The organism is Aeromonas sp. AE23HZ002T15 (assembly GCF_054165525.2).
Map to the genome: position 1 here is coordinate 1,692,501 of NZ_CM201342.1, position 25,028 is coordinate 1,717,528.

Annotated in this window: 20 protein-coding genes (1 of these 20 only partly in view); 10 read left to right on the plus strand and 10 right to left on the minus strand. The window is 60.8% G+C overall.

Annotated elements, in window-relative coordinates:
• On the minus strand, window positions 1–242 hold the beginning of the coding sequence (locus tag ACT5M9_RS07705) for a ribonuclease T2 family protein (RefSeq protein WP_457983107.1). It extends 400 nt beyond the left edge of the window; only the first 242 of its 642 coding nucleotides appear in the window; it begins with the start codon at window positions 240–242; its stop codon lies beyond the left edge, outside the window.
• Between the two features lie 225 nt (window positions 243–467).
• On the opposite strand from ACT5M9_RS07705, the gene ACT5M9_RS07710 reads away from it, so the two are divergent.
• Window positions 468–1,028, plus strand: coding sequence for a gamma carbonic anhydrase family protein (locus ACT5M9_RS07710; RefSeq protein ID WP_042641619.1), 561 nt, complete (start codon window positions 468–470; stop codon window positions 1,026–1,028).
• A gap of 75 nt (window positions 1,029–1,103) precedes the next feature.
• Here the strand turns inward: ACT5M9_RS07710 and ACT5M9_RS07715 are convergent, their stop codons facing one another.
• Both ACT5M9_RS07715 and ACT5M9_RS07720 read right to left on the minus strand, forming a co-directional pair.
• The gene (locus tag ACT5M9_RS07715; protein WP_457983109.1) at window positions 1,104–4,139 is read right to left on the minus strand and encodes a cytochrome c peroxidase; all 3,036 of its coding nucleotides are present in this window, start codon (window positions 4,137–4,139) and stop codon (window positions 1,104–1,106) included.
• A gap of 203 nt (window positions 4,140–4,342) precedes the next feature.
• Entirely contained in the window at window positions 4,343–5,248 is a 906-nt protein-coding gene (locus ACT5M9_RS07720) for an SAM hydrolase/SAM-dependent halogenase family protein (protein ID WP_457983110.1), read from the minus strand.
• 170 nt (window positions 5,249–5,418) lie between these two features.
• Here ACT5M9_RS07720 and ACT5M9_RS07725 point away from each other — a divergent pair, with 170 nt between their 5' ends.
• Entirely contained in the window at window positions 5,419–5,877 is a 459-nt protein-coding gene (locus tag ACT5M9_RS07725) for a hypothetical protein (protein WP_457983112.1), read from the plus strand.
• A 309-nt stretch (window positions 5,878–6,186) separates the two neighbouring features.
• Window positions 6,187–7,671 (plus strand): GGDEF domain-containing protein, encoded by a 1,485-nt coding sequence (locus ACT5M9_RS07730; RefSeq protein ID WP_457983113.1) that lies wholly within the window; start codon window positions 6,187–6,189, stop codon window positions 7,669–7,671.
• A gap of 22 nt (window positions 7,672–7,693) precedes the next feature.
• Here the strand turns inward: ACT5M9_RS07730 and ACT5M9_RS07735 are convergent, their stop codons facing one another.
• Window positions 7,694–9,151: a T6SS phospholipase effector Tle1-like catalytic domain-containing protein gene (locus tag ACT5M9_RS07735; protein WP_457983115.1), complete on the minus strand. Its 1,458-nt coding sequence runs from the start codon at window positions 9,149–9,151 to the stop codon at window positions 7,694–7,696.
• Between the two features lie 247 nt (window positions 9,152–9,398).
• On the opposite strand from ACT5M9_RS07735, the gene ACT5M9_RS07740 reads away from it, so the two are divergent.
• Complete coding sequence (locus ACT5M9_RS07740) at window positions 9,399–10,652, plus strand: DEAD/DEAH box helicase (RefSeq protein ID WP_457983117.1); 1,254 nt, start codon at window positions 9,399–9,401, stop codon at window positions 10,650–10,652.
• A 118-nt stretch (window positions 10,653–10,770) separates the two neighbouring features.
• On the opposite strand, the gene ACT5M9_RS07745 is transcribed toward ACT5M9_RS07740, so the two are convergent.
• Together ACT5M9_RS07745 and ACT5M9_RS07750 are read right to left on the minus strand one after the other, a co-directional pair.
• Entirely contained in the window at window positions 10,771–12,066 is a 1,296-nt protein-coding gene (locus ACT5M9_RS07745; RefSeq protein WP_457983118.1) for a lipopolysaccharide biosynthesis protein, read from the minus strand.
• Window positions 12,067–12,182: 116 nt separating this feature from the next.
• A complete protein-coding gene (locus tag ACT5M9_RS07750) occupies window positions 12,183–12,425 on the minus strand; it encodes a hypothetical protein (protein WP_457983119.1) in 243 nt (80 codons plus the stop codon).
• 464 nt (window positions 12,426–12,889) lie between these two features.
• Here ACT5M9_RS07750 and ACT5M9_RS07755 point away from each other — a divergent pair, with 464 nt between their 5' ends.
• Window positions 12,890–13,399 carry a hypothetical protein gene (locus tag ACT5M9_RS07755; RefSeq protein ID WP_457983120.1) on the plus strand — a complete coding sequence of 170 codons (510 nt, stop codon included), beginning with the start codon at window positions 12,890–12,892 and terminating at the stop codon, window positions 13,397–13,399.
• A 582-nt stretch (window positions 13,400–13,981) separates the two neighbouring features.
• Window positions 13,982–14,977, plus strand: a complete 996-nt coding sequence (locus ACT5M9_RS07760; RefSeq protein WP_457983121.1) for a patatin-like phospholipase family protein — start codon at window positions 13,982–13,984, stop codon at window positions 14,975–14,977.
• Between the two features lie 376 nt (window positions 14,978–15,353).
• On the opposite strand, the gene ACT5M9_RS07765 is transcribed toward ACT5M9_RS07760, so the two are convergent.
• Window positions 15,354–17,057 (minus strand): amidase, encoded by a 1,704-nt coding sequence (locus ACT5M9_RS07765; protein WP_457983122.1) that lies wholly within the window; start codon window positions 17,055–17,057, stop codon window positions 15,354–15,356.
• A 280-nt stretch (window positions 17,058–17,337) separates the two neighbouring features.
• On the minus strand, window positions 17,338–18,435 hold the full coding sequence (gene aguA, locus ACT5M9_RS07770; RefSeq protein WP_457983124.1) for an agmatine deiminase: 1,098 nt from the start codon (window positions 18,433–18,435) through the stop codon (window positions 17,338–17,340).
• Between the two features lie 247 nt (window positions 18,436–18,682).
• Between aguA and ACT5M9_RS07775 the strand changes: the two genes are divergently transcribed.
• Both ACT5M9_RS07775 and ACT5M9_RS07780 read left to right on the plus strand, forming a co-directional pair.
• Entirely contained in the window at window positions 18,683–19,600 is a 918-nt protein-coding gene (locus ACT5M9_RS07775; RefSeq protein WP_457983126.1) for a LysR family transcriptional regulator, read from the plus strand.
• 380 nt (window positions 19,601–19,980) lie between these two features.
• Window positions 19,981–20,316, plus strand: a complete 336-nt coding sequence (locus tag ACT5M9_RS07780) for an endonuclease domain-containing protein (protein ID WP_457983127.1) — start codon at window positions 19,981–19,983, stop codon at window positions 20,314–20,316.
• A gap of 106 nt (window positions 20,317–20,422) precedes the next feature.
• Here ACT5M9_RS07780 and ACT5M9_RS07785 read toward each other — a convergent pair whose 3' ends face one another.
• Window positions 20,423–21,835 (minus strand): DUF2252 domain-containing protein, encoded by a 1,413-nt coding sequence (locus ACT5M9_RS07785; protein WP_457983129.1) that lies wholly within the window; start codon window positions 21,833–21,835, stop codon window positions 20,423–20,425.
• A gap of 111 nt (window positions 21,836–21,946) precedes the next feature.
• Window positions 21,947–22,516 carry a TetR/AcrR family transcriptional regulator gene (locus ACT5M9_RS07790; protein WP_457983131.1) on the minus strand — a complete coding sequence of 190 codons (570 nt, stop codon included), beginning with the start codon at window positions 22,514–22,516 and terminating at the stop codon, window positions 21,947–21,949.
• 168 nt (window positions 22,517–22,684) lie between these two features.
• On the opposite strand from ACT5M9_RS07790, the gene ACT5M9_RS07795 reads away from it, so the two are divergent.
• A complete protein-coding gene (locus tag ACT5M9_RS07795) occupies window positions 22,685–23,722 on the plus strand; it encodes an alkene reductase (protein WP_457983132.1) in 1,038 nt (345 codons plus the stop codon).
• A gap of 298 nt (window positions 23,723–24,020) precedes the next feature.
• Window positions 24,021–24,932 (plus strand): bifunctional helix-turn-helix transcriptional regulator/GNAT family N-acetyltransferase, encoded by a 912-nt coding sequence (locus ACT5M9_RS07800; RefSeq protein WP_457983134.1) that lies wholly within the window; start codon window positions 24,021–24,023, stop codon window positions 24,930–24,932.
• Window positions 24,933–25,028: the final 96 nt, after the last annotated feature.

Here is a 25,028-nt window from a genome sequence, read left to right on the forward strand (position 1 = left end):
GGATCCAGTTGCTCGCGACTGCAATCGCTCGGGTAGCCGCGCTGATACTGGGGCCAGAGGCCGTGCAGCACGAAGCCCAGCGGTCGGCTGCACTGCTCCCGATCCCCAGGTTTGACGGCGCAGTGTTGGGGCGACCAGGAGAGGGCCAGCGCATAGTAGTCAAACTCACCCACTTCCCCCTTGGCCTGCACACCCGGGGCACACAGCAGGGTGGCGGCCAGCAGCGCCATCATTTTCTTCATCTTGTACTCTCTCTTCATGGTGAAAACCCTCGGCAGGGACCCCTCTGCCGAGCCTCATGCTCCCATATCAGGGAGTCAAAGAACAACCATTCAAAATGCCATTACAAAGAGTGGGTCAGACCAGTAAAGGGTTTCCCCTGCCGGATCAGAGGCGTAAGCTGACTCTCCGGCGAGCCACCGCGTCCCGCCACCTTATCCCCGAATTCAGCTGCAACAGGACGTAACATGATCCGCAAGAATCCCTCAGGTCACCTGCCCGTCATCCACGAATCCGCTTATATCGACAAGACCGCCATCATCTGCGGCAAGGTGATCATCAAGGAGAACGTGTTTGTCGGCCCCTACGCCGTGATCCGTGCCGACGAGGTGGACGAGACCGGTGACATGGAGCCCATCGTCATCGGCGCCAACTCCAACATCCAGGATGGCGTGGTGATCCACTCCAAGTCCGGCGCCGCCGTGACCATAGGCGAGTTCAGCTCCATCGCCCACCGCAGCATAGTGCACGGCCCCTGCGAGGTCGGTAACCGGGTCTTCATCGGCTTCAACAGCGTGCTGTTCAACTGCCATATCGGCGAAGGCTGCGTGGTGCGCCACAACTCCGTGGTCGACGGCTGCGATCTGCCCGCCGGCTTCTATGTGCCCTCCACCACCCGCATCAACCAGCAGAGCGATCTGGCCGAGATCCCGCGGGTTACGGTCGATGCCACCGAGTTCTCCGAGGACGTGGCCCACACCAACATCGATCTGGTCAAAGGTTACAAGGCGCTCTCCAACGAGTTCTGAGTTCCTCCTTATATAAGAACGAAAAAACGGGCGCCTGGGCGCCCGTTTTTATCGCGATTAAGAAGTGCTTGCGCGCTAGAGGGCCCGCACGCAGGCGGCGGCATGGGCCTCTGCCGGCAGATCGGTGAGGGGCTCACCGGTCCCCAGATCCAGCAAGGGCACCTCGCCGTCGCCATGACTGGCGTCGCTGCTCCAGAAGCGGCTGTAGAGCGGCCAGCCTTTTTCGGTCAAGAGCTTCATCTCCTCACCGCTCTGGTGATAGGCGGCAAACAGGCTCGCCAGCTCCTGGGCCGTCGGCAGGCGCCAGTCGTCGTGACCACGGGTCACCAACTGCTGGCAATATTCCCGCGCCCGCTCCTGACCCATCGCCACGTAGTTGGCGGTGAAGGGGTTGTAATCCCCGTCTTCGTCATTCGCGACATCGTCATAGGCGATCCCCAGTCGATCCGCCTCGCTCTGGGTGAGCGGGCAGACGAAGGAGAGCCTGCCCGCCGCCAGCTCGGGCTGATGACAACCCTGGCTGAAGTCAGGCTGTGCATCAACAACCTGGACCCGCACCGCCAGGGTGCGACCACCGACGGTAAGCCGCACACTGGCCGGACCCACGGCGAGGCCTGTCACCACCCCTTGCCCATCGACCTTCGCCAGATCGGTCTGCTCGCTGAGCCAGGTCGCTGGCTCACTCAATGCCGTTTGCGTGCCATCGCTCAGGCGCATGGCCGCCTGCAGCGCCAGGGTGCGACCCACCTCCAGATGAGGCAGGGCCGGCGTCACCACCAGATCCACCGGGATGGCGCCGACCGGACGCGCATCATCCACCTCGCTCAGGCCCAGCTCGGCAACGGAGGCCGGGGTGCGTCTGGGCTCGGCCGAGGCACCGCGCAGGAACTCGCCGATGGCGTCCAGCTCGTCGTTGGTCAGGCCCAGGGCGTGGAGATGATCGGACGCCTTGGGGAAGAAGGGATCGTGGATATCCACCCCCGTTGGGAAGCCCACCCCGGTACTCCACTTGGTGACGCCGAAGTTGTACATGGCCACCACCCCCTGCACAGAGCCGCCGAGGCGCTGGGCCAGGATAGGGAAGACGCCGTTGTGCATATAGGGGCCGGTGAAGGCCACGTCCCGCAGGCTCGGGGTCTTGAACAGGCCCATGTCCGCCTGCTGGCGGGTCTGCAGGAAGCGGCCCCTGTCTTCCAGGTTGCGGCCGTAATAGGTGAGCCCCACGCTCTCGAACTGGTGCTGACTCAGCAGGGGACCCGAGTGGCAGTTCATGCAGCGACCATCGGTTCTAAACAGGTGCATGCCCCACAACGCCTTGTCGCTGAGGGCCTGGGCATCTCCCTTGACGAAGCGCTCCAACGGGCTCGGGCTGCTGATGATGGTGCGCTCGAAGGTGGCGATCGCCTTGGCGACCCGATCCAGCGAAATATGATCGTCCCCGAAGGCGGTGGCGAAGGCCTCCCCATAGTCCGGGCTGGCTCGCAGCCGTGCCAGCAGTTCGTCGTGATCCAGCGCCATCTCCACCGGGTTGCTGATGGGATGCAGGGACTGCTCCTCCAGGGAACCGACTCGGCCATCCCAGAACTGGGTGCTGCTGTAGGCGGCATTGAGGATGGTCGGGGCGTTGCGGGTGCCCTTCTGACCGAGGTGACCGACTGAGACGCTCAGACCGTCGCTCCAGCCTTTCTGGGGATCGTGACAGCTGGCGCAGCTGATGTCGTTGGCCTTCGAGAGCCGCTTGTCGAAGAACAGCTGCTGACCCAGCACCACCTTGGCGCGGCTATAAGGGTTGTCGGTCGGGAAAGGCACCGCAGGCATGGCTCCCAGCTCCTGCCACTGCACGCCTTCATCCACATTGGCGGTGGGCCACTGGCTGCTGTCGCCGGCGTATTGCGCCCGCAGCGCCGTCAGATCCGGCATGGCGCCGTCACGCACCACTGAGGGGCGCACCGGGTAAAGGGAGACCGTATACCAGAGCAGGCTGCCCACCCCCTCGTCGCGCCAGCTGTGGGTGAGCGGCTGATAGAGGCGCTCCTTCGCGCCATCCTGCAGCCAGATCCACTCAGGCAGGGCGAGGGCGAAGGTATGAGGGTAACGCCAGCCCTGCTTGTCGGCGGTGAGCAGGCGCTCGAACTCCACCAGGGTCGGCAGGCGCCAGCCGGTTTGGCCACAACTGGTCGGGCGCTGTGACAAGGCGTCTCGAGTCATCGTCGCCGAGCTCATAAAGCCCTCCCCCGGCAGCCAGTATTGGCTGCCCTTGACGCTGGAGACGGTGCGCACATCGTGCAGACACTGCCAGTTGCCCTGGATCAACAACTTGCCCTTCGCATCCAATCTCAACAGCTCGGCGGTCTCGGGCTCGTCCGCGATGACGGGCTTGGCCGGATAAAGGGCACTCTGGGCGGCCTGAATGGCGGTGCCATTGGTGCGGCGATACCAGTTGCGCGCCGCGCTGTCGTCCCGCAGTGCCAGCAGCATCTGCCAGCTGTCGGGGTAGTTGAGCTCGGCCCCCAGTCGCTGGGCCCGCAGCAGGGTGGCGTAGTCCTGAATGGCAGCCTCTTGCTGCAGGCGGATCTCGCCGCCCTGGGCCCATTCACTGGCATCGAGTGCCCCGTCACCGTTGAGATCGCTGAGCAGGAAGAGGGCCGTCTCCTCCTCATCCAGGCGCAGCGTCGGCGCGGCGGCGCGGCGAGCCCGATTGTCACCGGCGGCCAGATCGGCCACCAGGGCACTACTGGCACGCAAGATGTAACCATCCTGCTCACCGCTGAGCTCGAGAGGCGCACTCAACAATAGGCCGGCGGGCAGAGTCAGGGTCGGATTGCCCTGGCTGCTCAGGATCAGGGAAGTGCCTATGCCGGTGGCGCGCTGGCGCAGGGCCAGGGTGGCCCCCGGCGCCAACCGGTCACCCAGAAAGATGGCGAGGGTCAGCTCGGTTCGGGTATGAGTCTGCGGCGGCTCGACGGGAGGCGTGACGATCGGCGGATTGATGACAGGTGGGGTGACAACGGGCGGCTCGACGACAGGAGGCACCGGATTGGTGCCCTCGCTGCTGTTGTCGTTGCAGGCGGTCAGGGCCAGCAGGCTGGCCAGCAGTAATAGGGATCTCATGGGTGGGCCGGAATGTGGTCGGACAAGCCGGCGATTATCCACTCAAATACCAATCATTATCAATTGCGTTCAGCTAATATTCATATTGATAACAACTGCCAGCCTAGGAAGACCCGATCCGGCCCCTCGGGAATCGGCACCTTGCAGGTGCCAACCCCCTTCCCTGCTGGCTTCAGCCAAGGGGTCCCTCAGACAGGCTCCCTTCAGCACTTCTTCAGGCTGATATGCCAGTTCGCACCGGATGCCACCTGATGTTTGGCGGCGAAGCTGTCCATGTTGAGCGCCACCGACACCTGCAACAGGCTGTTGAGGTAGATGAGCGGCTGCCCTTCCGGCACATCGCCGAAGCTGCTGACGTAGGGAGCCTTGCCCTCGAACCTGACCACCTCCCCTTCGCTTATCTTGAGGCAGGCATTGTCCCCCTTGTTGATCCCCGCCTTGGTCAGCAGGGTCTCGTCGATGTTGCTCCAGACGTTGCCGTACTGCACATCCAGGATGGGAATGGTGCCCTTGACGGTGCCGTCGCTCTCGACCAGCGCGGCCTGATAGGGAATGGTTACCACCTCGGCGGGCAACAGGGGCCCCACCTGATCAAAGCTGATGGTGCCGGAGGCGAGACGGGCGCCCGTGTAGGCGTACACGTCGCGACCGTGGAAGGTGTAGGACTTCTCGGAGCCCTTGAGGCGATTGCGCTTCTCGTCGATCTGGCGCACCGCCTCTATGCCGAAGTGCTCGGCCACTAGGGTCAGGGTGCCGTTGTCCGGTGAGACGATGTAGTGACCGCTCCTGGTCTTGAGCACCACTGAGTGGCGCGCCGTGCCCACCCCAGGATCCACCACGCTCACAAACACCGTGCCCTTGGGCCAGTAGTCGAGGGTCTGATAGAGGCGGTAGGAGGCCTCCCAGATGTCGTAGGCCGGGATCTCGTGGGTCAGATCCTGCAGTGGCAGGGTTCTGTCCACCCCGAAGGCGACCCCCTTCATGGCCGACACGGCCCCATCCTTGAGACCAAAATCGGTCTGGAACACCAGCGCCTCGTTGGCGAGGGCGCTGCCAGCCAGCAGCGAGAGGGTGAGCGCGAGCACGCGGGGTGCGGTGCGAATATCCATATCGGGACTCCTTGGCAATAGATGAAAAACAAATAGCAATCTAGACATCCAGAATGCCATTAACTCCGTTCTTTGCAAGTCCCGGGACCCGAATGGGGGAAAGCGCTCGCCTGCGCGCCCGAACGGGTGTATCCATGGGGCTGTGTCGAGCGGTGAAATAAGGAATAGTGATGACAGAGCGACAAGCCCCCAGGCTCTCCCTGATCCTGGGCGAGCAGACCAGCCGATTGGAGATAGTCCAGCAGGACGGGACGAGTGAAACATTCCCGCTGGCCTTTGGCCTCGATGCCATGACGCCGGGCCCGTTTCGCCGGGATCCGCCCAGTGCACTGGAGCTCGAACAGGCCATCATGGTGGTGGAGGATGTGCTGATGCCGCTCGCGGCCAGTATCCCTCCCCACGAGGCGCTCTGGCTGTATGGCCCCTATCCCCTGGCCGACGCCCTCGGTGGGAAGATCCTGAGCCGGGAGAGCATCGAGCAGCTGTTCGGCCAATTCGCCGCCATGGTGGAAGGGGATCCCCTGGCCGCGGCCAACCTGCCCAAGGCTCGCCGCTTCGCCGCCACCCTCCTGATCCTGCGGGAGTGGATGCACCATCTGGATGCCAGGCAGGTCGTGCTGGCATCCTGATGCTCAGGGGCCAGGTTGGAGAGCCCAAATCGTGATGCTACGAGACCCGGCCATGGCCTCTTTCTTTATCTCCCTCCTGCCCATGCCATGGGCATTCAGCTTGCGTCAATGTTGGCCGACCATAATGTGGTATCCAATAAGCCCCCTCTCCCCGGCTGTCGGGAGCCCGTTGGGAATACGTAAATTAGTATCTATCCCCTTGATATTAATGGCTCATTCCCACAACAATTGACGTTCGTCAGATCCTGCTCGTTTATAATTAGCGAAGCCGGATCGGTTGCAACCCTCTATCGCCACTCGGGAAGGTCCATGCCTGCATCGAAATTGCCCCCCCAGTCCCGCACGTGGCGACGCCGGCTCGGCTTCTTCGGCCTGGCCCTGGTGGGGCTGATAGTGGTGTGTTACTACACCTACCTCAACATCCGCCACGACATGCGGCTCATCACCGCCAAGCAGCAGAACGTGTTCGAGGTGTTCTACCAACGGGCGCGCATCCTCTCCCCGGCAGAGCTTGCGCAGTTCATCGATGAGAGTGCCATCAAGACCGCCATCTTTAGCGAGAATCGCGACGCCCTGGCCTATGTCTATGGCTATGACTTCAAGACCCTGGACCCCCTGGCCCAGATCCCCCTGATGCCGTCGATCCGCGAGACCCTGGCCACCTATCAGTACGTACTCTCCTACCCCGAGGTCATCAACCTCTACGCCATCTTCGACGATCACCGCCTGCTCGGCATGATGGCAGACAACCGGGATCTGCCGGCCCGCTTGCAGCCCGCCAACCGGGTGCTGAACAAGATGGATCACTGGTACCACTACTTCGGCTGCGCAGCCTTCGCCATGACTCACGAGCCCTGCAGTAGCGACGAGGCCCAGGTATCCGACATCTACACGGACACCTTCACCGGGCGCCAGACCATCACCATGTATTTCCCCTTCGACTATTACGATCAGGCCAGCCGGGCCTATCGTTATGGCCTGACCGGGATAGACATCGCCGTCGACGCCGCCTTCAAGGATGTGTTGCAACCCTACGAGGGGCTCAACCCGAGCCGTACCGTTATCACCTTCGATGCGGTCGAGCCCTGCCGCCCCCATCACATCTGCCTGAGCACGCCGCTGATGCGCACCAAGGCGGGGGCCGATCTCTACCTGAAGTGGTCCTACACCTACGATGACTTCATGCAGCGGGTGCTGCGCTACAGCCCAGCCTTCAAGCTCTACCTGATCGCCCTGCTGTTGTTCATGCTGACCTGGCGCCGAATCTACGCCCGTCTGCGCGCCTTGGCCCACACGGATCACCTGACCCGGTTGCCACGACGGGACATCCTGGATCAGGCAATGCTGCAGGATCACGACTACCTGATGATCCTGGACATCGACAACTTCAAGTCCATCAACGACACCTATGGCCACGGCGTGGGGGACAGGGCCCTGGTCGCCTTCGCCCGCCACCTGCACGAGCGCATTCGTCGCGGTGACACCGCCATCCGCTGGGGGGGTGAAGAGTTTATCGCCCTCTACAAGGGGCTCGGGAACGAGGCCGAGATGCACCAGTGCGTCGCCCGCCTGCTGGCGCAGCCACTGCAGATTGATGAACTGCCCATGCCCATCACCTTCTCGGCCGGCATCATCCGCATCCGCGACTACCTGACGGTGCCGGACGCCGTCGCCCTGGCGGACGAGCTGCTCTATCACGTCAAACAGCATGGCAAGCACAATATCGCCTACTACCGGGGGTTGGTGATCAGGCTGGTCAGGGAATCTTGCGAGACGCCAACCGACAGGGCCTAGCCCTGCCGGTAATACGGTATTACTACAGCTGTGTCACCGTCAGTGTCACAAACCCCCTGTTGTTATCGTAAAAACCCCAGGCATCGTTCGCAAAACAGTAGAGGTAACCACTTTTTGGCACAGTGAATTCGGTACCTTTGCCGATGATGAAGCTGCTAGCAGGTTCAGGCGTGCCATCCGGTTTCGGATTGCCTCCATTGGCCAGGACACCGATCAGGGCGAACCAGTCCGCATCCTCCAGCCGCTTGGTCATCACGAAGTTGGCCTGAGGATTGCCGCTCACCTGGCCATACCAGGCTTCTACCTTGCCAAGCGCACTGGCCATCACGTGAACGAATGCCTTGTCGTGCACTCCTTCCGGTCCGGCCGGGATGGTGGAGTCCATCCACTCACCTTGTGCCTCAAAGCGATAACTCTGCCCTGCTTCCAGATAGACCCCGGTCCAGAACCAGGGGTGGCGGGCATAGATGTCGAGCGTGATGTGCCCATCGGCAGACCACTTGCGGGCCGGTAGATAAGCCATCTGATCGATGGGGGGCGCCTCACGCCTTTTCTGTACCGAGCCGTGAATGGCTGACGAGCTCAGTACGGGCAGACTGCGCGGTGCCGTCAACAGCAGCTTCATCAGACCTACATGGGATTCATGAAGTTGATCCAATGGGTTGGGATGAATCTGCTTCTGAGCAGATGCCTTGAACTGAAGACCGCACGGCATCGCCTCATCCATCATCCATTTCAGCGTCACATCCGCGAGCCCGCTCTCCTTGTAACCCCCTCCCACATCACTGTGTACCCCGGCAAACCAGAGCTGTAGCAGATCCCTCTCTGGCGCCGCCTCCCAAAGGGTCGGGGTAAAGCTGCCACGCTTCTCGTCAATGGCAATGGCATGACGCGCGGTCTGTACGTGCGTACCGAGTTTCACATCGTGGAAGCGGTAATTGTCGGGGTTGTCGAGCAGATTGAGCAGGGCCTTGTCATCAGGGATGCCAAGCGCTCCCACGGTATCCCAGACGCCGATGAAGCGGATCGCCTTCGACTCGGGATGAAAGCTCAAATCATCGAGTGCCTGACCATGGCGATAGCCCTTGCGGTAGATTCGCTGCACTACGGTACTCATGCTATCCCCTGGTGCAAACCTGACTATGCCAAAGCGTCCGATCATCCCCCCCAGGCTACGGGCGGTGAAGGCCCCCCGACTGAAGCCAAACAGGAAAATCTCATCCCCCTGCTGATAGTTGGTCGCCAACCACTGATAACAATCCCGGATATCCTCGCTCAATCCGAGCCCTATGCTGCCCCCCAAGATCTTGTCCACCAGACCGCCGCTGCCCACGCCCGTCTGGTAGCGGGTGAGCTGGGTTTCATCACAGCAGAGGGCATTGAACAGCCGAAAGACGTTGGTGGGGGCCAGTACCCCCTTATCCTTGTTGTCCTCGCTGTTCCAAGTGCCATCGCAACACACAATCAATCTTCTCGTCATCGCGGACTCCTTGTCGATTCATCATGGAAAACATGACCGAAGGCTATCTACAGCAGCTTCATACTAGTCCAAAGCCTGCATCAGATATCCATGATATTACGGCCAGTACGCTCAGCGGTCCTCCTTCCAGCCTTCTGCCCAACGAGGGGCTTCTGTTACCATGGCGCCATTCTCTTGAGCCCCTTGCGGCCAGGGCCCAGGCACTCATCTGCCGTGGCCTTCGCCCAAGCCCAGTGCTGGACCCGTTATGACCCTTGCCTCCTTTGCCGAACTGGCCCTCTCCTCTCCCTTGCAACAGACCCTGGATGATCTGGGCTATACGACGCCTACCCCCATTCAGGCCGCCGCCATTCCCCTGGTGCTGGCAGGGCGGGATCTGCTGGCGGGGGCCCAGACCGGCACCGGCAAGACGGCCGCCTTCGTGCTGCCCATCTTGCAGCTGTTGATGGCTCAGCAAGCCGAGCCGGCCGCCACTCGCCCCATCCGCGCGCTGGTGCTGGTGCCGACCCGGGAGCTGGCGGTACAGGTGCACGAAAGCGTGCTGCGCTATGGCAAGGAGACGAATCTCACCAGCGCTCTGGTCTACGGCGGGGTCAGCATAGCCGCCCAGGTGGAGGTGCTCAGAAACGGGGTGGATATCCTGATCTCCACCCCGGGCCGGCTGCTCGACCACCTGCGCCAGGGGGCCCTCAGCCTCGCGCAGCTCACCCATCTGGTGTTCGATGAGGCGGACCGTATGCTCGACATGGGCTTTATGGACGAGATCAAGGCGCTGCTCAGACAAATACCCGCCGAGCGCCAGACCCTGCTGTTTTCCGCCACCTGCGACGACAACCTGTTCGCCTTGAGCAAGGTCTTGCTACGCGATCCTGTACTGATTGAAGTCGCCCCGCGCAACACCACGGCGGCCGAGATAGAGCAGCGGGTCTATACGGTGGATGGCGATCGCAAGCAGGCCTTGATCGAACACCTGATCAAGGTGAAGGGCTGGGCGCCGGCCCTGATCTTCAGCCGCACCCGCCAGGGGGCCGACCAGCTGGCCCAGCGGCTCGGCAAGGCGGGCATCAATGCGCTGGCCTTTCACGGGGATCTCTCCCAGAGCGCGCGCGAAAAAGTGCTGCTGGAGTTTCGCGCCGGCACCTTGCAGGCGCTGGTTGCCACCGACGTGGCCGCCCGCGGCCTGGACATTCAGGAACTCAACTACGTGATCAACCTGGAGTTCCCGCATCAGCCGGAGGATTACGTGCACCGCATCGGTCGCACCGGCCGCGCCGGCAACAAGGGGCTCGCCATCACGTTGTTCAGCCAGGACGACGCGCCGCAGCTTGAAAAAGTCGAAGCCGTGCTCGATACCCGATTGCCCCAGCAGTGGTTCCCGGGCTTCGAGCCGGATCTCACCCGCTTCGAGCCAGAACCCCGCCGCAATAGCAGGGCCGCCCAGAAGCAGAAGGCCAGAAAGCAGGCGCTCTCTGGCAACAAGGGCGGCAAAGGCAAGCGCTAGACCCAGAGCCCTCTTGTCATCAACAGGGGGAGCAGAACCGGGAAAGAGCAAAGCCTCTGCATCCATCCCCAATAAAAAAACGCCCGATCGGGCGTTTTTTTATTGCTCTCATCAGTCATCACGAGGGCTGAGGAAGCGGCTCGGGCGGCAGGGATTTGAGGATCCGCCGCTCCGCCAGGGTGGAGAGGATAAACATCGCCAGATAGCCCAGACCCAGCGCCACTATGATGGCCACCACGTTGGCGGTGAACTGAGCCACCAGGTAGTAGGCCGCCACCAGGGCCACTATGCCCACCAGGCGGATGATCAGGCTCTCGGTGAAGTGGCCGTGGGCCTTGATATAGGCAAGCTGATAGCCGTTGAGCATCATAAAGATAAAGAAGATGGAGAAGTGAAACAGCACGGGCACCGCCCCCACATAGTCGGCGGGGAACAGCAGCAACACCAGCGATTTACCCCATAGCAGCATAACGGTGAAGAATATGATGCTAATCACGGCACTAAGACGAAATATCCAGCTACGGATCAGCCGGATCTGGCGGTGATCTCCATTGCGCAGATTGACCGCCAATTCCGGCAGCACGAAACGGTAGATGGGGAAGACAAACAGCAGGGTCATATAGGTGAAGATGGGGCGTACCACCACCTGAAAATCCCCCAGCTCGTCGAGACTGAAGTGGCGTATGGTGAGCAGCACAGTGATGTAGATCATCAGGATGCTGGCCCCCGCCTCGAGCGACGCGGTGAAGCTCTTCTTCACATAGCTGCGCATCTCGGGGCCGAGCGCGACCTTGGCGAGCGGCCGGGTGGCGATGGCCCGGCGCCGATGCAGATACATGTAGCCGGCGATGCCCAGCGAGGAGAAGGTCAGCCCGTAGAACAGCGAGCCAAGCGCATCCAACCCGAGGCCGAAATAGCAGATCCCGAACATCAGGGCGTTGGCGAGCGGCTCCAGCCAGGTGACCCGATTCGAGATCTCGTACATCCGGTACATGGCCACCAGATTGGTGAAGTAGACCTTGAGCCCCAGCCCGAAGATGATCCCCACCAGTTGCAGATACTCGGCCCGGATATGGAGCCCGTGCTTGATATAGGGGATAACGACCCCCCAGGTGAGCAGCACCATGCCGATGAGGAAGTAGCGGAAGATATTGATGATGTCCCTATCGTTCTTGGTCTGGGAGTAGCTCACCACCATGGAGGATCGAAAACCGGTCATCAGGATGAGGGAAAGCGAGATCAAATCCACCACGCTGTTGAACAGCGCCAGATCCCCCTTGGCCACCCACTGCGCCAGCCACACCTTGAAGGCGAAGCCGATGAGGATGCTGGCCAGCGACGCCCACATGCCGGTGACGAAGACCTGCTTGAGGCGAGTGAGGGAGTCGGGTTGTGCGTCTTGCATAACTTCCATGGGTCGAAAGGCCGGGTCGCTGCGGGGCAAGGGAGAAGTCCATCTTATAAAAGGGAGACCCGGATTGAACAGCCTTGATGCACCAGGCTATTAGTCAGGGGCCGGCAGCCGACCCATCACGGCCTCAAGGCGCCACCAGACTCAGGGGCGGAGCCTTGGCTCTCCCACCAGATCCCAAGCGACGAATTGGCGCTCTTACCATTACGCTGATCATCACTCTGGCCATCATAGTGATCCACCCCATGGCTGGAGCTCTGTGGCTGCAGGCACTCATTCCCCGCCGCCCGCACGCTGCCACCCCAGAGGCCCGCCACCAGTACCAGCCCTCCCGCCAACCCCACCTTGATCCAACTCTTCATGTTGTTGCTCCTTCTATCTATCCGGCCCCTGGCCTTTCGCGGCATACCGGGCCCTTTAAGCAGTGAGCAGAAGATACGGGGGATTTATGAGGGAGAAATGAGGCAGTGTGAAGTTTGGGTGAAGTCAGGGGAAATCACTATAAGAACAGTGAGTGAAACCGGCAACTGGTTGGCGACAAGACCTCATGCAGGCTTTCATCACCCAACTCTCCGTAAGGTCCGATATACAAGGCAAGCTCCAAACCATACAGGGGCGATTAACATCCGCATACCGAGCTGCGCCTGATAGCAGAATAAACACCTCAATATCACTACATCTCCGAAACGCTTTATCACTAGTCGCCCCAGAGGCCCTATATCTACACCCTGAGCACCCTTCCGCCTCCGTATAACCACCCCTATCAGATCATCCCCCCTAGGGTTGGCTATCTTGAATAAGGCCTATTTCTGCGAAAGAGCTACTCATGGATCGCTATTACAGACACTTGGCAATCAGCGGACTTATCTCCTTCGGAGGGCTCGTCCTGATACTGCTGCTGCAAACTTCCCCGCGCATTTCCAACATCATGACCGCCATCTTCTTTGCCGGTTCAGTGGGGGCTGTCATCAACAACTATTACCGCCTCGCCAAGCTGCACGACAGCGATGCCATCACAAGGATCAGCCAGCCCCGCGTGATCGTGACACAATTTTATGTCTCCCTGCTGTTTTCCGGCATTCTCGGCTTTATCGCCTACGGGCTCTTTGCCAGCAGCCTGCTGCAGGGCGACCTTTTTCCCAAGTTTCAACACATGGGACACCCCTATGTCTCCTTGGAGGCACTGCTGACTATGGTCTCCCCAGCCACCAATCTGGATGCGGCCAAGGCCATCATCTGGGCCTTTATCGCCGGCTTCTCCGAGCGATTTGTGCCCAATGCCATCGATGCCCTCACCAAGGCTGCGCCCCCCTCCGGGCAAGATGGTAACCAATAAAAAGATACGTCAGTAGAACCCGCAAGGCACACGATAACCCCTAGACAAAAACGCCCGACTGGGAGTTTTTGTCATTCAGTGAGTTGCCATCTCCGCCAGCAGCAGGTGAGTGACCAAGATCAGCAAGGCGTGTTAAAGCCGCACGTTCCTCCGGCAATGGGCAGAGTCCTCGACGAACGAGATGACATATAAACCAGAGCGACAGAGATGGAGAATCAGTGTAAGCCCAATTGTTATCTGCAGTGGCATCCACTAGGTGATCGATATTTTATGACCCTCGTACTGTCACCCCTGAGATTAGCTAGCAGTATCAAACATCTGTACCGATGCCACGTATACTTCGGTTCAAAGCGCAACAAAAAACTCATGGAGATAGAGAAAAACTCTCTATTAGCATAAGTTGATCATGGTCACAAATAGCAATTATCTTGCTAGGTAGAGACCTAGTGAGCCTACCATGAAAGTAACAATGCAGAAGAGACTACATTTCCACCAAGTGGACTGAAACTGAAACTTCCCCTTATTTTTAGCACGTTATTTACAGCATCTAAATGATACATTTTAGGAGAGCATGAAATGGTAATGAGAATACTATCTATTGATGGGGGTGGTATCAGAGGGATACTTCCAGGACAAATATTGGTGTCGCTTGAAAATAAATTAAAAATCAAATCAGGCAACAAGAACGCTAAGATAGGGGATTATTTCGACCTAGTTGCAGGAACAAGTACTGGGGCAATTCTAAGCGCGGCGTATGTTTGTCCTAATAGTGAAGGGAAGCCAAAGTTTTCTGCTCAAGAAGTAGTCAATTTTTATCTTGAAGACGGTGATGAAATATTCGACGTTAAATTCTGGCGTTCTATCGGAACACTCGGAGGTAACAGTGATGAAAAATATTCATCAACAGAGCTTGAGAGAGTATTAAAGGACGCCTTTGGGGACACAAAACTTAGTGAATTATTAAAACCTACTTGTTTTATTTCCTATGATGTAGACAGACGATTACCAACAATTTTTAAACAACATACTGCTTTACAAAAGCAACGGGATTTTTTAGTACGAGATCTCTTACGAGGTAGTACTGCTGCGCCAACTTACTTTGAAGCAGCACGAATTTATTCTATGCCACCGTTAAAGCAAAAATTTGTTTTGGTTGATGGTGGTGTAGTAGCAAATGACCCGGCTCTATGTGCTTATTCAGAAGCCATAAAATTTGACGGTATCAATGGCATTAAAGACATGATCATTGTGTCTCTTGGTACAGGTAAAAAATTAAAAGGCTACACATATTCAGATGTGAAAGATTGGGGACCACTTGGATGGGCAAAACCAGCTATTGACATTGCCCTTGAGGGTGGGCCGCAAATGACAGAGTACTATTTGCAGCAAATCGCATCAACAGTGAAAAACTCAAAGTATTATAGAATTCAATCAGAATTATATGGCGCTGATCCGGCGTTAGATAATGCAACTCGAGAGAACCTTGAAAATTTAAGGGATGCTGGTATAAGAAATGCTGTCGCGTTTGATGACAAACTGGAGGAAATCGCTTCACTTTTAGTGAAGACAGAAAAATAACACCAGAATACAGAAAATATATCTTTAACTACTGGAATGACCAAGTTTAAGCACGTTTCGAGCTTTATGTTTCTCTATGGTCATCCCATAGTTCAGTGTAAACCGTCATCCTTCATTACCATAAAAATGCATTCAGTTTCTATCTCGCTCACATATACTATCACTTACCCAGCTTGACCATGGTTTTTTGCAATCCAACTTTCTCCATCATAAACATACAGAATATAAACCACACTGTTTCTACCAATGAATGATAGTGGTATTGTTTTTATTTAGCAATTAACTCCAACACAGGAAATAAAAACCCACCTGCATAGTCGGTGGGTTTTTTTCATTATCTCCGGACGAACCCGAGATATTTAACTCATAACAGCAATCAAACCAGCGGCGGCGTGCGCGGCGGCACCCTGCGCTTGCTGCCGGTAGACTCGAAGGCCGAGGCAAAGCGCAGCAGCTTGTTGTCGTCATAGGCGCGGCCGGCGAAGGTCAGGCCCACCGGCATACCGATATCGGCCATGATGCCCATGGGGACGGTGACGGTCGGCACGCCGAGGTGGCGAATGGCGAGGTTGCCGTTGGCGACCCAGATGCCATTGCTCCAGGCGATATCGGCGGAGGCCGGGTTCACATCCGCATCAGCCGGGGCGACGTCGGCAACGGTGGGGAACAGCACGGCGTCGAGCTTGAGCCCGTCCATCCAGTCCTCCAAGTCCAGCTTGCGGGTCTTCTCCAGGCCGCGCAGGCCGTCCGGCACCGAAGCAATCTCGTCAAAGCGCTTGATGCCGCGCTTGGCCATATTGACGTACTCGTCCATGCCCGCCGCCAGATCGCCCTCGCGGTTCGGCAAGGTGCCCGGATCGTGGGGGAAGATCTTCGGCCCATCGACATCGGCAAGCTTGTTGAGCTTGGGATCGCCGTTGGCGCGCAGGAAGTCGTCGAACGCCCAGCCGGAGAGCTCCCACAGCTCGTCGTTGAGAAACTCCGGGCTCACGATGCCGCGATTGAACACGGTCGGCGCGCCGGGTCGGTCCCCTTCGCAGTTGGAGACCAGCGGGAAGTCCACTTCGATGACTTCGGCGCCCGCGGCTTCCAGCGCCTGACGGGCCTGCTCCCACAGTGTAATCACGGCCTCGCGGGTATGGATGCGCTGACCGGTCGGGCCGCCGATACCGGGGTTTTCGCTGGTGCCGGCCAGTTCATCCTTGTTGATAAACATGCGCGGCACGCCGAGGCGCTTGCCCTTGAGGGCGGAGGCACCGGCGGCGAGATCGAGATAGGAAGCCGGACGCACCTCGGACGCCTTGGGGATCTTGACCCAGGGCTGCATACGCCACAGATCGCCACGGGTATCGGCATCGTCGGCGACGACCACATCCAGCACTTCCAGCAGATCGGCCATGGTACGGGCGTAGGGCACCACCACGTCCATGGTCGGGGTCAGCGGCCAGTTGCCGCGCACCGAAATCACGCCACGGGACGGGGTGTAGGCACACAGACCGTTGTTGGATGCAGGGCCACGGCCGCTCGACCAGGTCTCTTCGGCGAGACCAAAGGCGGAGAAGCTGGCGGCGGTGGCAGTACCGGCCCCGTTGGAGGAACCGGAGGCAAACGGCGCGGTCAGGTAGTCGGCGTTGTAGGGGCTCTCGGCACGGCCATAGACGCCGCGCTGCATGCCGCCATTGGCCATCGGCGGCATATTGGTCTTGCCAAGGCAGATGGCACCGGCGGCGCGCAGGCGCTCAACGGTAAAGGCATCGCGCTGGGCCACCAGATCCTTGAAGGCCGGGCTGCCGGAGGCGGCAGTCAGCCCCTTGACCAGATAGCTGTCTTTGGCGGTGTAGGGGATGCCGTCCAGCGGCCCCAGAGTTTCGCCACGGGCGCGGCGAGCATCAGACGCTTGCGCCTCTTTCAGCGCATCGGGATTGGGCACCACGAGGGCGTTGAGCTTGGTGGCAGTCTCGGGGCCGTTGTAGGCCTCGATCCGGGCCAGATAGGCCTTGACCAGTTCGACCGCAGTGGTGCGGCCTGCTTCGAGCGCACCGCGCAGCTCGGCAATGGAAACCTCGGTCACTTCGATCATGGGGATCTCCTGTAAAAGGGTGACTGTTTGTAATGATGATCGCCGCATCAGCGCCTGCGACCATCATGTCATCAAGAGATAAAACCCCACAGCGTGGGGTTTTGAGCACCAGCCTCAGCAGGCTTGGAACCGGAGCACGACCCGTAGCGAGAGGTCGTCAGCAAGGTGAAGAGCTGCGCAGGAACCGGAGCGTATAAACATACGTGAGCCCTCGGTTTCACATAAGCGAGCAGCACATGAGCCTTGATCACGGCCTCGCAGCAGGATCGTCACCCGGTTCTTACTTGCCGGACGGGATCTGCTGGGTAATGCAGTGGATATTGCCGCCGCCCAGCAGGATCTCGCGGGCCGGCACGCCGATGACCTTATGCTCCGGGAAGATCTCTTCCAGGATGCGCTGGGCCTCGTCGTCGGTGGCGGCGTCCAGCAGGGGGTAGACGATGCGATCGTTGGTGATGAGGAAGTTCACGTAGGAACCGGCCAGACGACCTTCGGCCTCGCGCGGCACGCCGCTGCCCTGCTCCACCCCGTCGGACTCCTCGGCGGTGCTGAACAGCGGGCCCGGCTGGGGCAGCTTCCACACTTTCAGCTTGCGGCCCTTGGCGTCCACCACGGCTTCCAGCACCTTCAAGGCCGCCAGGGAGCGGGCGTACTGGGGATCTGTCTCGTCGTCGGTCCAGTGCAGGGCCACTTCACCCGGGCGCACGAAGCAGCACATGTTGTCGATGTGGCCGTCGGTCTCGTCCAGATAGACGCCTTCGTCCAGCCAGATAAAGCTGGTGACGCCGAGATAGTCGCGCAGGTGCGCCTCGATCTGCGCCTTGGTCAGGTGCGGGTTGCGGTTTTCGTTCAGCAGGCACTCGGCCGTGGTCATGCAGGTGCCCTCGCCATCCACGTGGATGGAGCCCCCTTCCAGGATCAGCGGCGCGTCGTAGCGATCCATGCCATGCTGGCTCAGCATCTTGGCCGCTACCTCTTCGTCCTGGTTCCAGGGGTGGTAGAGGCCGCCCTTGAAGCCGCCCCAGGCGTTGAAGCCCCAATCCACCCCGCGGCACTCGCCGGCGGCGTTGGTGACCACGGTCGGGCCTGAGTCGCGGGCCCAGCAGTCATCGCTCGCCATCTCCACCAGGGTGACGTGGGCAGGCATGATGGTGCGCGCCTTGTCCATAAACTCCGCCGGCACGCCCATAAAGACGGGGGTGGCACCACCGATGGCGTCCGCCACCTTGGCGAAGGTGCTCTGGGCGAAGCGACCGGCCTCACGCCAGTTGTCCGGGCGGAACGGCCAGATCATCCAGACGGCCTGCTGGTGCGCCCACTCGGCGGGCATGGTGAAGCCGTCGGCGGCCGGGGTGGTGTTGAGAGTCTTGATGCTCATCGCAATATCCTTGCAGGCCCTGATGGCGACATGCGCATCACGGGGAATGGAGAAACGGGCGGATTTGAAATCGGTTCACGCTCTGGCTCGAGGCATGCACCGTTTTTTGGCCCGCCGGCTTGTCATCGGCTACGCAACCGCCTGGCGCACCCGAGAAGATTTGAGTGGTCGCAGTGTAAGAAGTTGCATCCACATCAATCAAATGAATAGGATTAATCATCCCATAAATGGCACGAATAACCACCCCATGAAATTGCACCAGCTCGACCTCAATCTGCTGCTCGCCTTTGACGCCCTGATGACACAGGGCAGCGTCACCCGTGCCTCGGAGGCGCTGTTTATCAGTCAACCCGCCATGAGCCACGCCCTCGGCCGGTTGCGCACCTTCTTCGGCGACCCGCTCCTGGTGCGCACACCCCAGGGGATGCTGCCGACCCCCCGCGCCCAGCGACTGCACCTGGGGGTGCAGCAGGTGCTGCGGCTGCTGGAGCAGCAGCTCAGCGACGAGGAGGAGTTCGAGCCGCGCCACTCCAAGCGCCGCTTCGTGCTCTGCACCACGGATTACGTGGAGTGCGTGCTGATCCCGCCGCTCATCTCGCGCCTCAAAATGCTCGCGCCCGGGGTCACCATAGAGATCCGCATCCTGCGCGACAGCCTGCCGGAGGCGGAACTCGCGAGCGGAGAGATAGACCTGGTGCTGGGGTTTGACGAGTACATGCAGGTGCCCGGGTATCTGGGCAAGGAGACCTGGCTGACCGAGCCCCTGGCCGGGCTGGTGCGCGCCACCCGCGAGCTGCCGGAGGAGCGCATCACGCTCACGCAGTTAGTCGAGATGCCCCATGTGTTCCACTCGCCCCTCGGCACCTCGGAGGCGAGCCTCGACAAGTTTCTCCAGAGCCAGGGGCTGTCCCGCACCATCTCGGTCAACAGCCAGAGCTATATGTCCGCCGCCGCCATCGTGAGCCAGAGCGATCACCTGCTGGTGCTGCCCCGCAAGGTGGCGGAGCTGCTGGCCGATCACTGGCCGCTCAAGAGCCTGCCGCTGCCGGCGGACGTGCCGGATTATCACCTCAACTGCGTCTGGCACCCGGTCCATGCCCAGCAACCTGCCTTGATTTGGCTAAAGGAACTGATGCGGGAATTGGTCAGCCAGGAGCCGAGTTAGCGGAGCAATCTACACTTGGCTCGTGTTGCACAAGCCTTGGTGTCGCCCCCTCATCCCCAACCCTTCTCCCGCAAGGGGAGAAGGGAGCAGATCGGCGTGCAATAGAAAGAATCGGGGCGACTGACACGCCAAAGGGACACAGAGACACAGAGACACAGAGACACAGAGACACAGAGACACAGAGACACAATGCTAGCTCTTCAAGATGTTGGCACTAGAGGCACGTTGTGATCCTCACTCTCAACGCTCCCCCTATCGGTTCCCTCTCCCTCTGGGAGAGGGCTAGGGTGAGGGCAAAGAGCCCCGTCCAATAAGCAGGGCCCAGTTCGCCATCGGGTAATAGCTATACCTAATGGGTCAAGCAGCTCTGGATAAATCCCATGCAGACCCATTCCTTTGCCAAGCGCCTGAGAGCCGAAGCGACCCTGGCCGAACAGAGGCTCTGGTTCCAGTTGCGTGATCGCCGGTTTGAGGGGCTCAAGTTCCGCCGCCAATTCCCTGTGGGGCCCTACACGGTGGATTTTATCTGTCTGGATCGACGACTGGTGATCGAAGTCGATGGCTCGCAACATAACCAGCCGGAGGGACGACGCCATGACGAAACCAGAACGGACTATCTCAATCGCGCAGGCTTTCGGGTGATCAGGGTATGGAATAACGATGTGCTGAGGCGGATGGATGCCGTGCTGGCGTTTATCAGGCAGTCACTATCTTAGCCAGGACCCCTCATCCCCAACCCTTCTCCCGCAAGGGGAGAAGGGAGCAAACAATCTCCGATGCGGCTCAGTTCGTGAATCATCATGCAACCTACCCAGTTGACCTTCAACGGGCCTCGCTGGCCACCGGCAGGTCGCCGCTGGCGATGGCGGCCAGCAGCAGGTGATGGTCTTCCCGGGTGCGCTCCCCATAGGCTTCGGCGAAGTCGGCGATGGCCTCGTCCATCACGGTCGATTTGCCGAGGTAGCCGGCGATCTGCGCCGCATCCCCCGACTTGGCGTGGGCCAGCGCCAGGGCCCAGCCGCAGAGCTGGCAGTATTCGACGAAGTGGCGGGGCTTGACCTCTCCCGGAGTGATATTGATACCCCCCTTCATGTCCCGCAGCTGGCGCACGTAGAAGTGGCGCCCCCTGAGCTCGCACCAGCCGAGGAAGATGTCCGGGGAACCCTGGATCAGACGCTGGCCCCGCACCACCCGCCGCCCCTGGCTGCCGCTGTCCTCCTCCGAGTCGAAATAGGGGGCCAGCACCGAAGGCTGCGCCTCCTTGACCTGCAGGAACAGGGGGTCATCGTCGTCCGCCCCGCTCAGCAGGATCACCCAGCAGCGGGTGCCCACGCTACCCACCCCAACCACCTTGCGCACCACGTCCAGGATCCGGTAGCGCTGCAGCAGGATCCGCCTGTCCGCGGGCAGGGAGGCGAGATAGGCCTCCAGCAACTCCCCGAGCACCTCGTAGACAGGCTCCCCATCCTCGGTGTGGGTCTCGCGGATGACGAAGGGGTGGATCTCCCGGATCCTGTGCTGGTCGTCCACCAGATCCGTCATCTTGCCGAGCACCTGCAGATGGTCGCGACCACGCGCCTTGGCGAAGCTCGCCTCCACCCGCTTGTGGGCATCGGCGGAGAAGGCATCCAGCACCGAGGCCTGATCCAGCCTGTCGTACCAGACCCCCATAAAGCCCATCTTGCCGTACTCTCGCAGCTTGGTGCGATAACCGGCCACCACCATGCGGGCGGCATCCCGCTGGCGCGCCGGGTCGGCGCCGAGGTAATCCGCCGCCACCAGGGCGCTGGCGGCGAGGCGCTTGAGATCCCACTCCCAGGGGCCGAGGTGGGTCTCGTCGAAGTCGTTGATGGCCATCACCAGGTTACGCTCGGCGCTGGCATAGAGGCCGATATTGGCCACGTGCATGTCACCGCAGGCCTGCACCATCAGCCCAGTGTTGGGGGTCGCCACCAGATCCCCCGCCATGATGGCCGCCGCCCCGCGCAGGAAGGCGAAGGGAGACTCCTGCATGCGGGCATGGCGCACCGGCACCAGCCGCTGCAACCGGGTGAGGGCCTGGGCCTTGAGCACGGCGATGGGATCCCGTCCGGGGGCGGGCTCCGGCAGCAGGGCGTGGGCTTCGCGGGGGATCTGTTCCCGCAGCGCCTTGCCGGCGGCGAAGCGCTCCGCGATGGAGAGACGGGGGGCGGTGAAGTGCAACAGCATCGCCCGGGATTTGGATGACTTGGCCATGTTAGCGTGCTCCCTGACACTGTCCCATGAAGATGGAAGAGGGCGGTAGTGAGAGCAAGGGATGGAGAAAAAATCCGTCGAAGAGGCCGGCGACGACGGGCCTGGCGAGACTTAACGGGGGCCCAGGGCCGCCATCAGTTGGTTGACGACCCCATCCAGCAGCGCGCGATCGGGGCGACACTGGGCGAAGGTGATGAGCCCCTGGATATTGACCTGCAGGAAGGCGGTCAGGGTGGGGATATCGCTGCCGGCGGCCAGCTCCCCCTGTTCGCTGGCCCGTTGCAGCTGCGCCGCGAGATCCCGCTCCAGCTCCCCATAGATGAGCTTGCAGCGCAGGTAGAGATCCTCATCCTGCTCCGCCAGCTCCATCAGGGTGCGGGTCACCAGGCAGGTGCCCTGCAGGGCGTCGTCCACCAGCTGAGTGAAAAAGGCGTGCAGACCGGCAAGGGGGCTGGATCTCTCCAGGCTGCGGCGACGCTGGGCGCCTTTCTCCTGCACATAGTGATCGACCGCCGCCAGCAGCAGCCCGCGCTTGTTGCCAAAGGCGGCGTAGAGGCTGCCCGGGTGCAGGCCGGTGGCCACCACCAGCTCCTGCATGGTGGTCTTGGCATAACCCTTGGCGCGAAACGCCTCCATGGCACTTCGCAGGACATGGTCCCGGTCGAACTCGGCAATGCGCATGGGATCTCCGTTTGACTGGCCCCAGGCCGGGGCAAAAAAGGGCGGCAAGTTTACCCCGAGGGGGCGGGCAAGACCAATCGGGATGAATGCTCGCTCAAAAAATACTTGCGTGCAAATCAAAAAGCGTCTTGAATGCACATTCAAGAATCATCCTCCAGGACGCAGCACATGGATACCCTGTTTCAACCCTATCGCCTCAACGGCACCCTGACCCTGGCCAATCGCTTCATGATGGCCCCCCTGACCCGTTGCATGGCGGGACCTGGCCTGGTACCCACAGAGCAGATGGCCGCCTACTATGGGCGCCGCGCCGACATAGGCCTCATCATCTCGGAGGCGACCATCATCCGCCCGGATGGCCAGGGCTATCCGAACACCCCTGGCCTCTACAGCCAGGAGCAGGTAGAAGGCTGGAAGAGAGTCACCAGCGCCGTGCACGCCAGGGGCGGCAAGATCTTCGCCCAGCTCTGGCACGTGGGTCGCCTCTCCCACCCCTTCTTCCACCAGGCCGAGGTGCTGGCTCCGTCCGCCGTCGCCCATGAGGGCACGGTGCCGCGCATGCGCGAACTGGTCTATCAGGTTCCCCGCGCCCTGACGGTGGCCGAGATCCTGCAGCTCATCGAGGATTATGCCCAGGCCGCCGCCAACGCCATCGAGGCGGGCTTCGACGGGGTGGAGATCCACGGCGCCAACGGTTACCTCATCGATCAGTTCCTGCACCATGCCAGCAACCTGCGGGACGACGCCTATGGCGCCACCCCGGAGAACATGAGCCGCTTCGCCCTGGAAGTGGTGGATGCCATCAGTACCCGCATCGGCGGCGAGCGGGTGGGGCTGCGCCTCTCCCCCGGCGCCTATGTGCACCTGGCGGGGGATGCGCGGGATCGCGCCGTGTTCGACCATCTGCTGGCCGAGCTCAATGGCCGCACCCTGGCCTATGTGCACCTCGGCATCTTCGATGACAGCCTCACCTTCGACTACCTGGATGGCCGCGCCTCCGACTACCTGCGCGCCCACTACGACGGCCACCTGGTCGGGGTCGGCAACTACACGGCGGAGAGTGCGGCCGACGCCATCAAGGCAGATCGCTTCGATCTCGTCGCCATCGGTCGCCCCCTTATCGCGAACCCGGACTATCTCGAGAAGGTGAAGAAGGCTAAGCCCCTGGTGCCCTATGCCGACACCATGCTGGCCGAGCTGGTATAAGCCTCTGCTGGCATCCAGTGGGCTGATATCGGCCCACTGGATTGCCTCATGACTCAACAGGCCTGCTCACCGCTGACGAGCAACCCGGCGGGGAGCGGGCCATCTCATTGACCAAGGATGGGATCTGCGCATTGGCGCGGGTTTCCAATGTTTGGGCCCCAACTCCCGGGCCCTTTTTTATGTCCGCTCTCCCCTGCTCCTCCCCCAAACCCCATGACGCGCCCTGGAAAAGAAGTTGCCATCGACAACCATCTGACTATATTGGTTGCTGATGACAACCAAAAAAGGACAATCACAGATGGACCCCCGACCCCTGCGCGCCCTCTCGCGCGATCTCGTGCGCGAACTCGGCATGCTCTCCCAGCAGTGCGGCGCCCTGGCTTTGACACCCCTCGAGGCGCACCTGCTGATCGAGCTGGAGAACGGCCCCGCCACCAACCAGCAACTGGCGGAGCGGTTGCGCATCGACAAGTCCAATGCCAGCCGCCCCCTGGCCCGATTGGCCGATCGCGACCTCATCGGCTGGCACCCCCACCCCTCGGACGGGCGCAGCAAGGAGGCCCGCCTCACCATCGCCGGTCAATCCCAACTGCTGGCTCTGCACCAGGAGATGGACGGCGCCACGGCAGAGGCCCTGGCCCAGCTCAGCCCGGCGGAGCGCGAGCAGCTCTGGGAAGGGCTTCGCCTCTATCGCAGCGCCCTCTCCCGGGCCCGCCGCCAGCAGGGCTACCACATTCGCCCCATCACCCCGGCCGATAACCCCAACATCGCCGCCGTGGTGCGCGCCGTCTCCGCCGAATACGGCCTCACCGTCGACAAGGGATACGGGGTGGCGGATCCCAATCTCGATTTTCTCCATGAGACCTATCAGGGTGAGCGCAGCCGCTACTGGGTCATCGAAGGGCCGGACGGCGCCATTCTCGGTGGCGGTGGCATAGCACCGCTGGCGGGGGAGGAGGAGATCTGTGAGCTGCAGAAGATGTACTTTCTGCCCGCCCTGCGCGGGCTGGGGCTGGGGCGGCGGCTGGTGCTGCAGGCCATGAACGAGGCCAGAACTCTCGGCTACCAGCGCTGCTATCTGGAGACCACGGCCGTGCTGCGAGAGGCCACCGCGCTCTACGAGTCCCTCGGCTTCGAGCACCTGCCCGGCCCCCTCGGCAGCACGGGCCACGACGCCTGCGAGATCTGCATGGTGCTGACGCTGGATTAACAGAATGAGCTGCCCTCTTCCTTCTCCCCTCTGCTCACTCAAGGGAAGTAAGGGAGAGTACAACGAAGCTGCGGGCAATGCTCTCTCCAGGAGAGT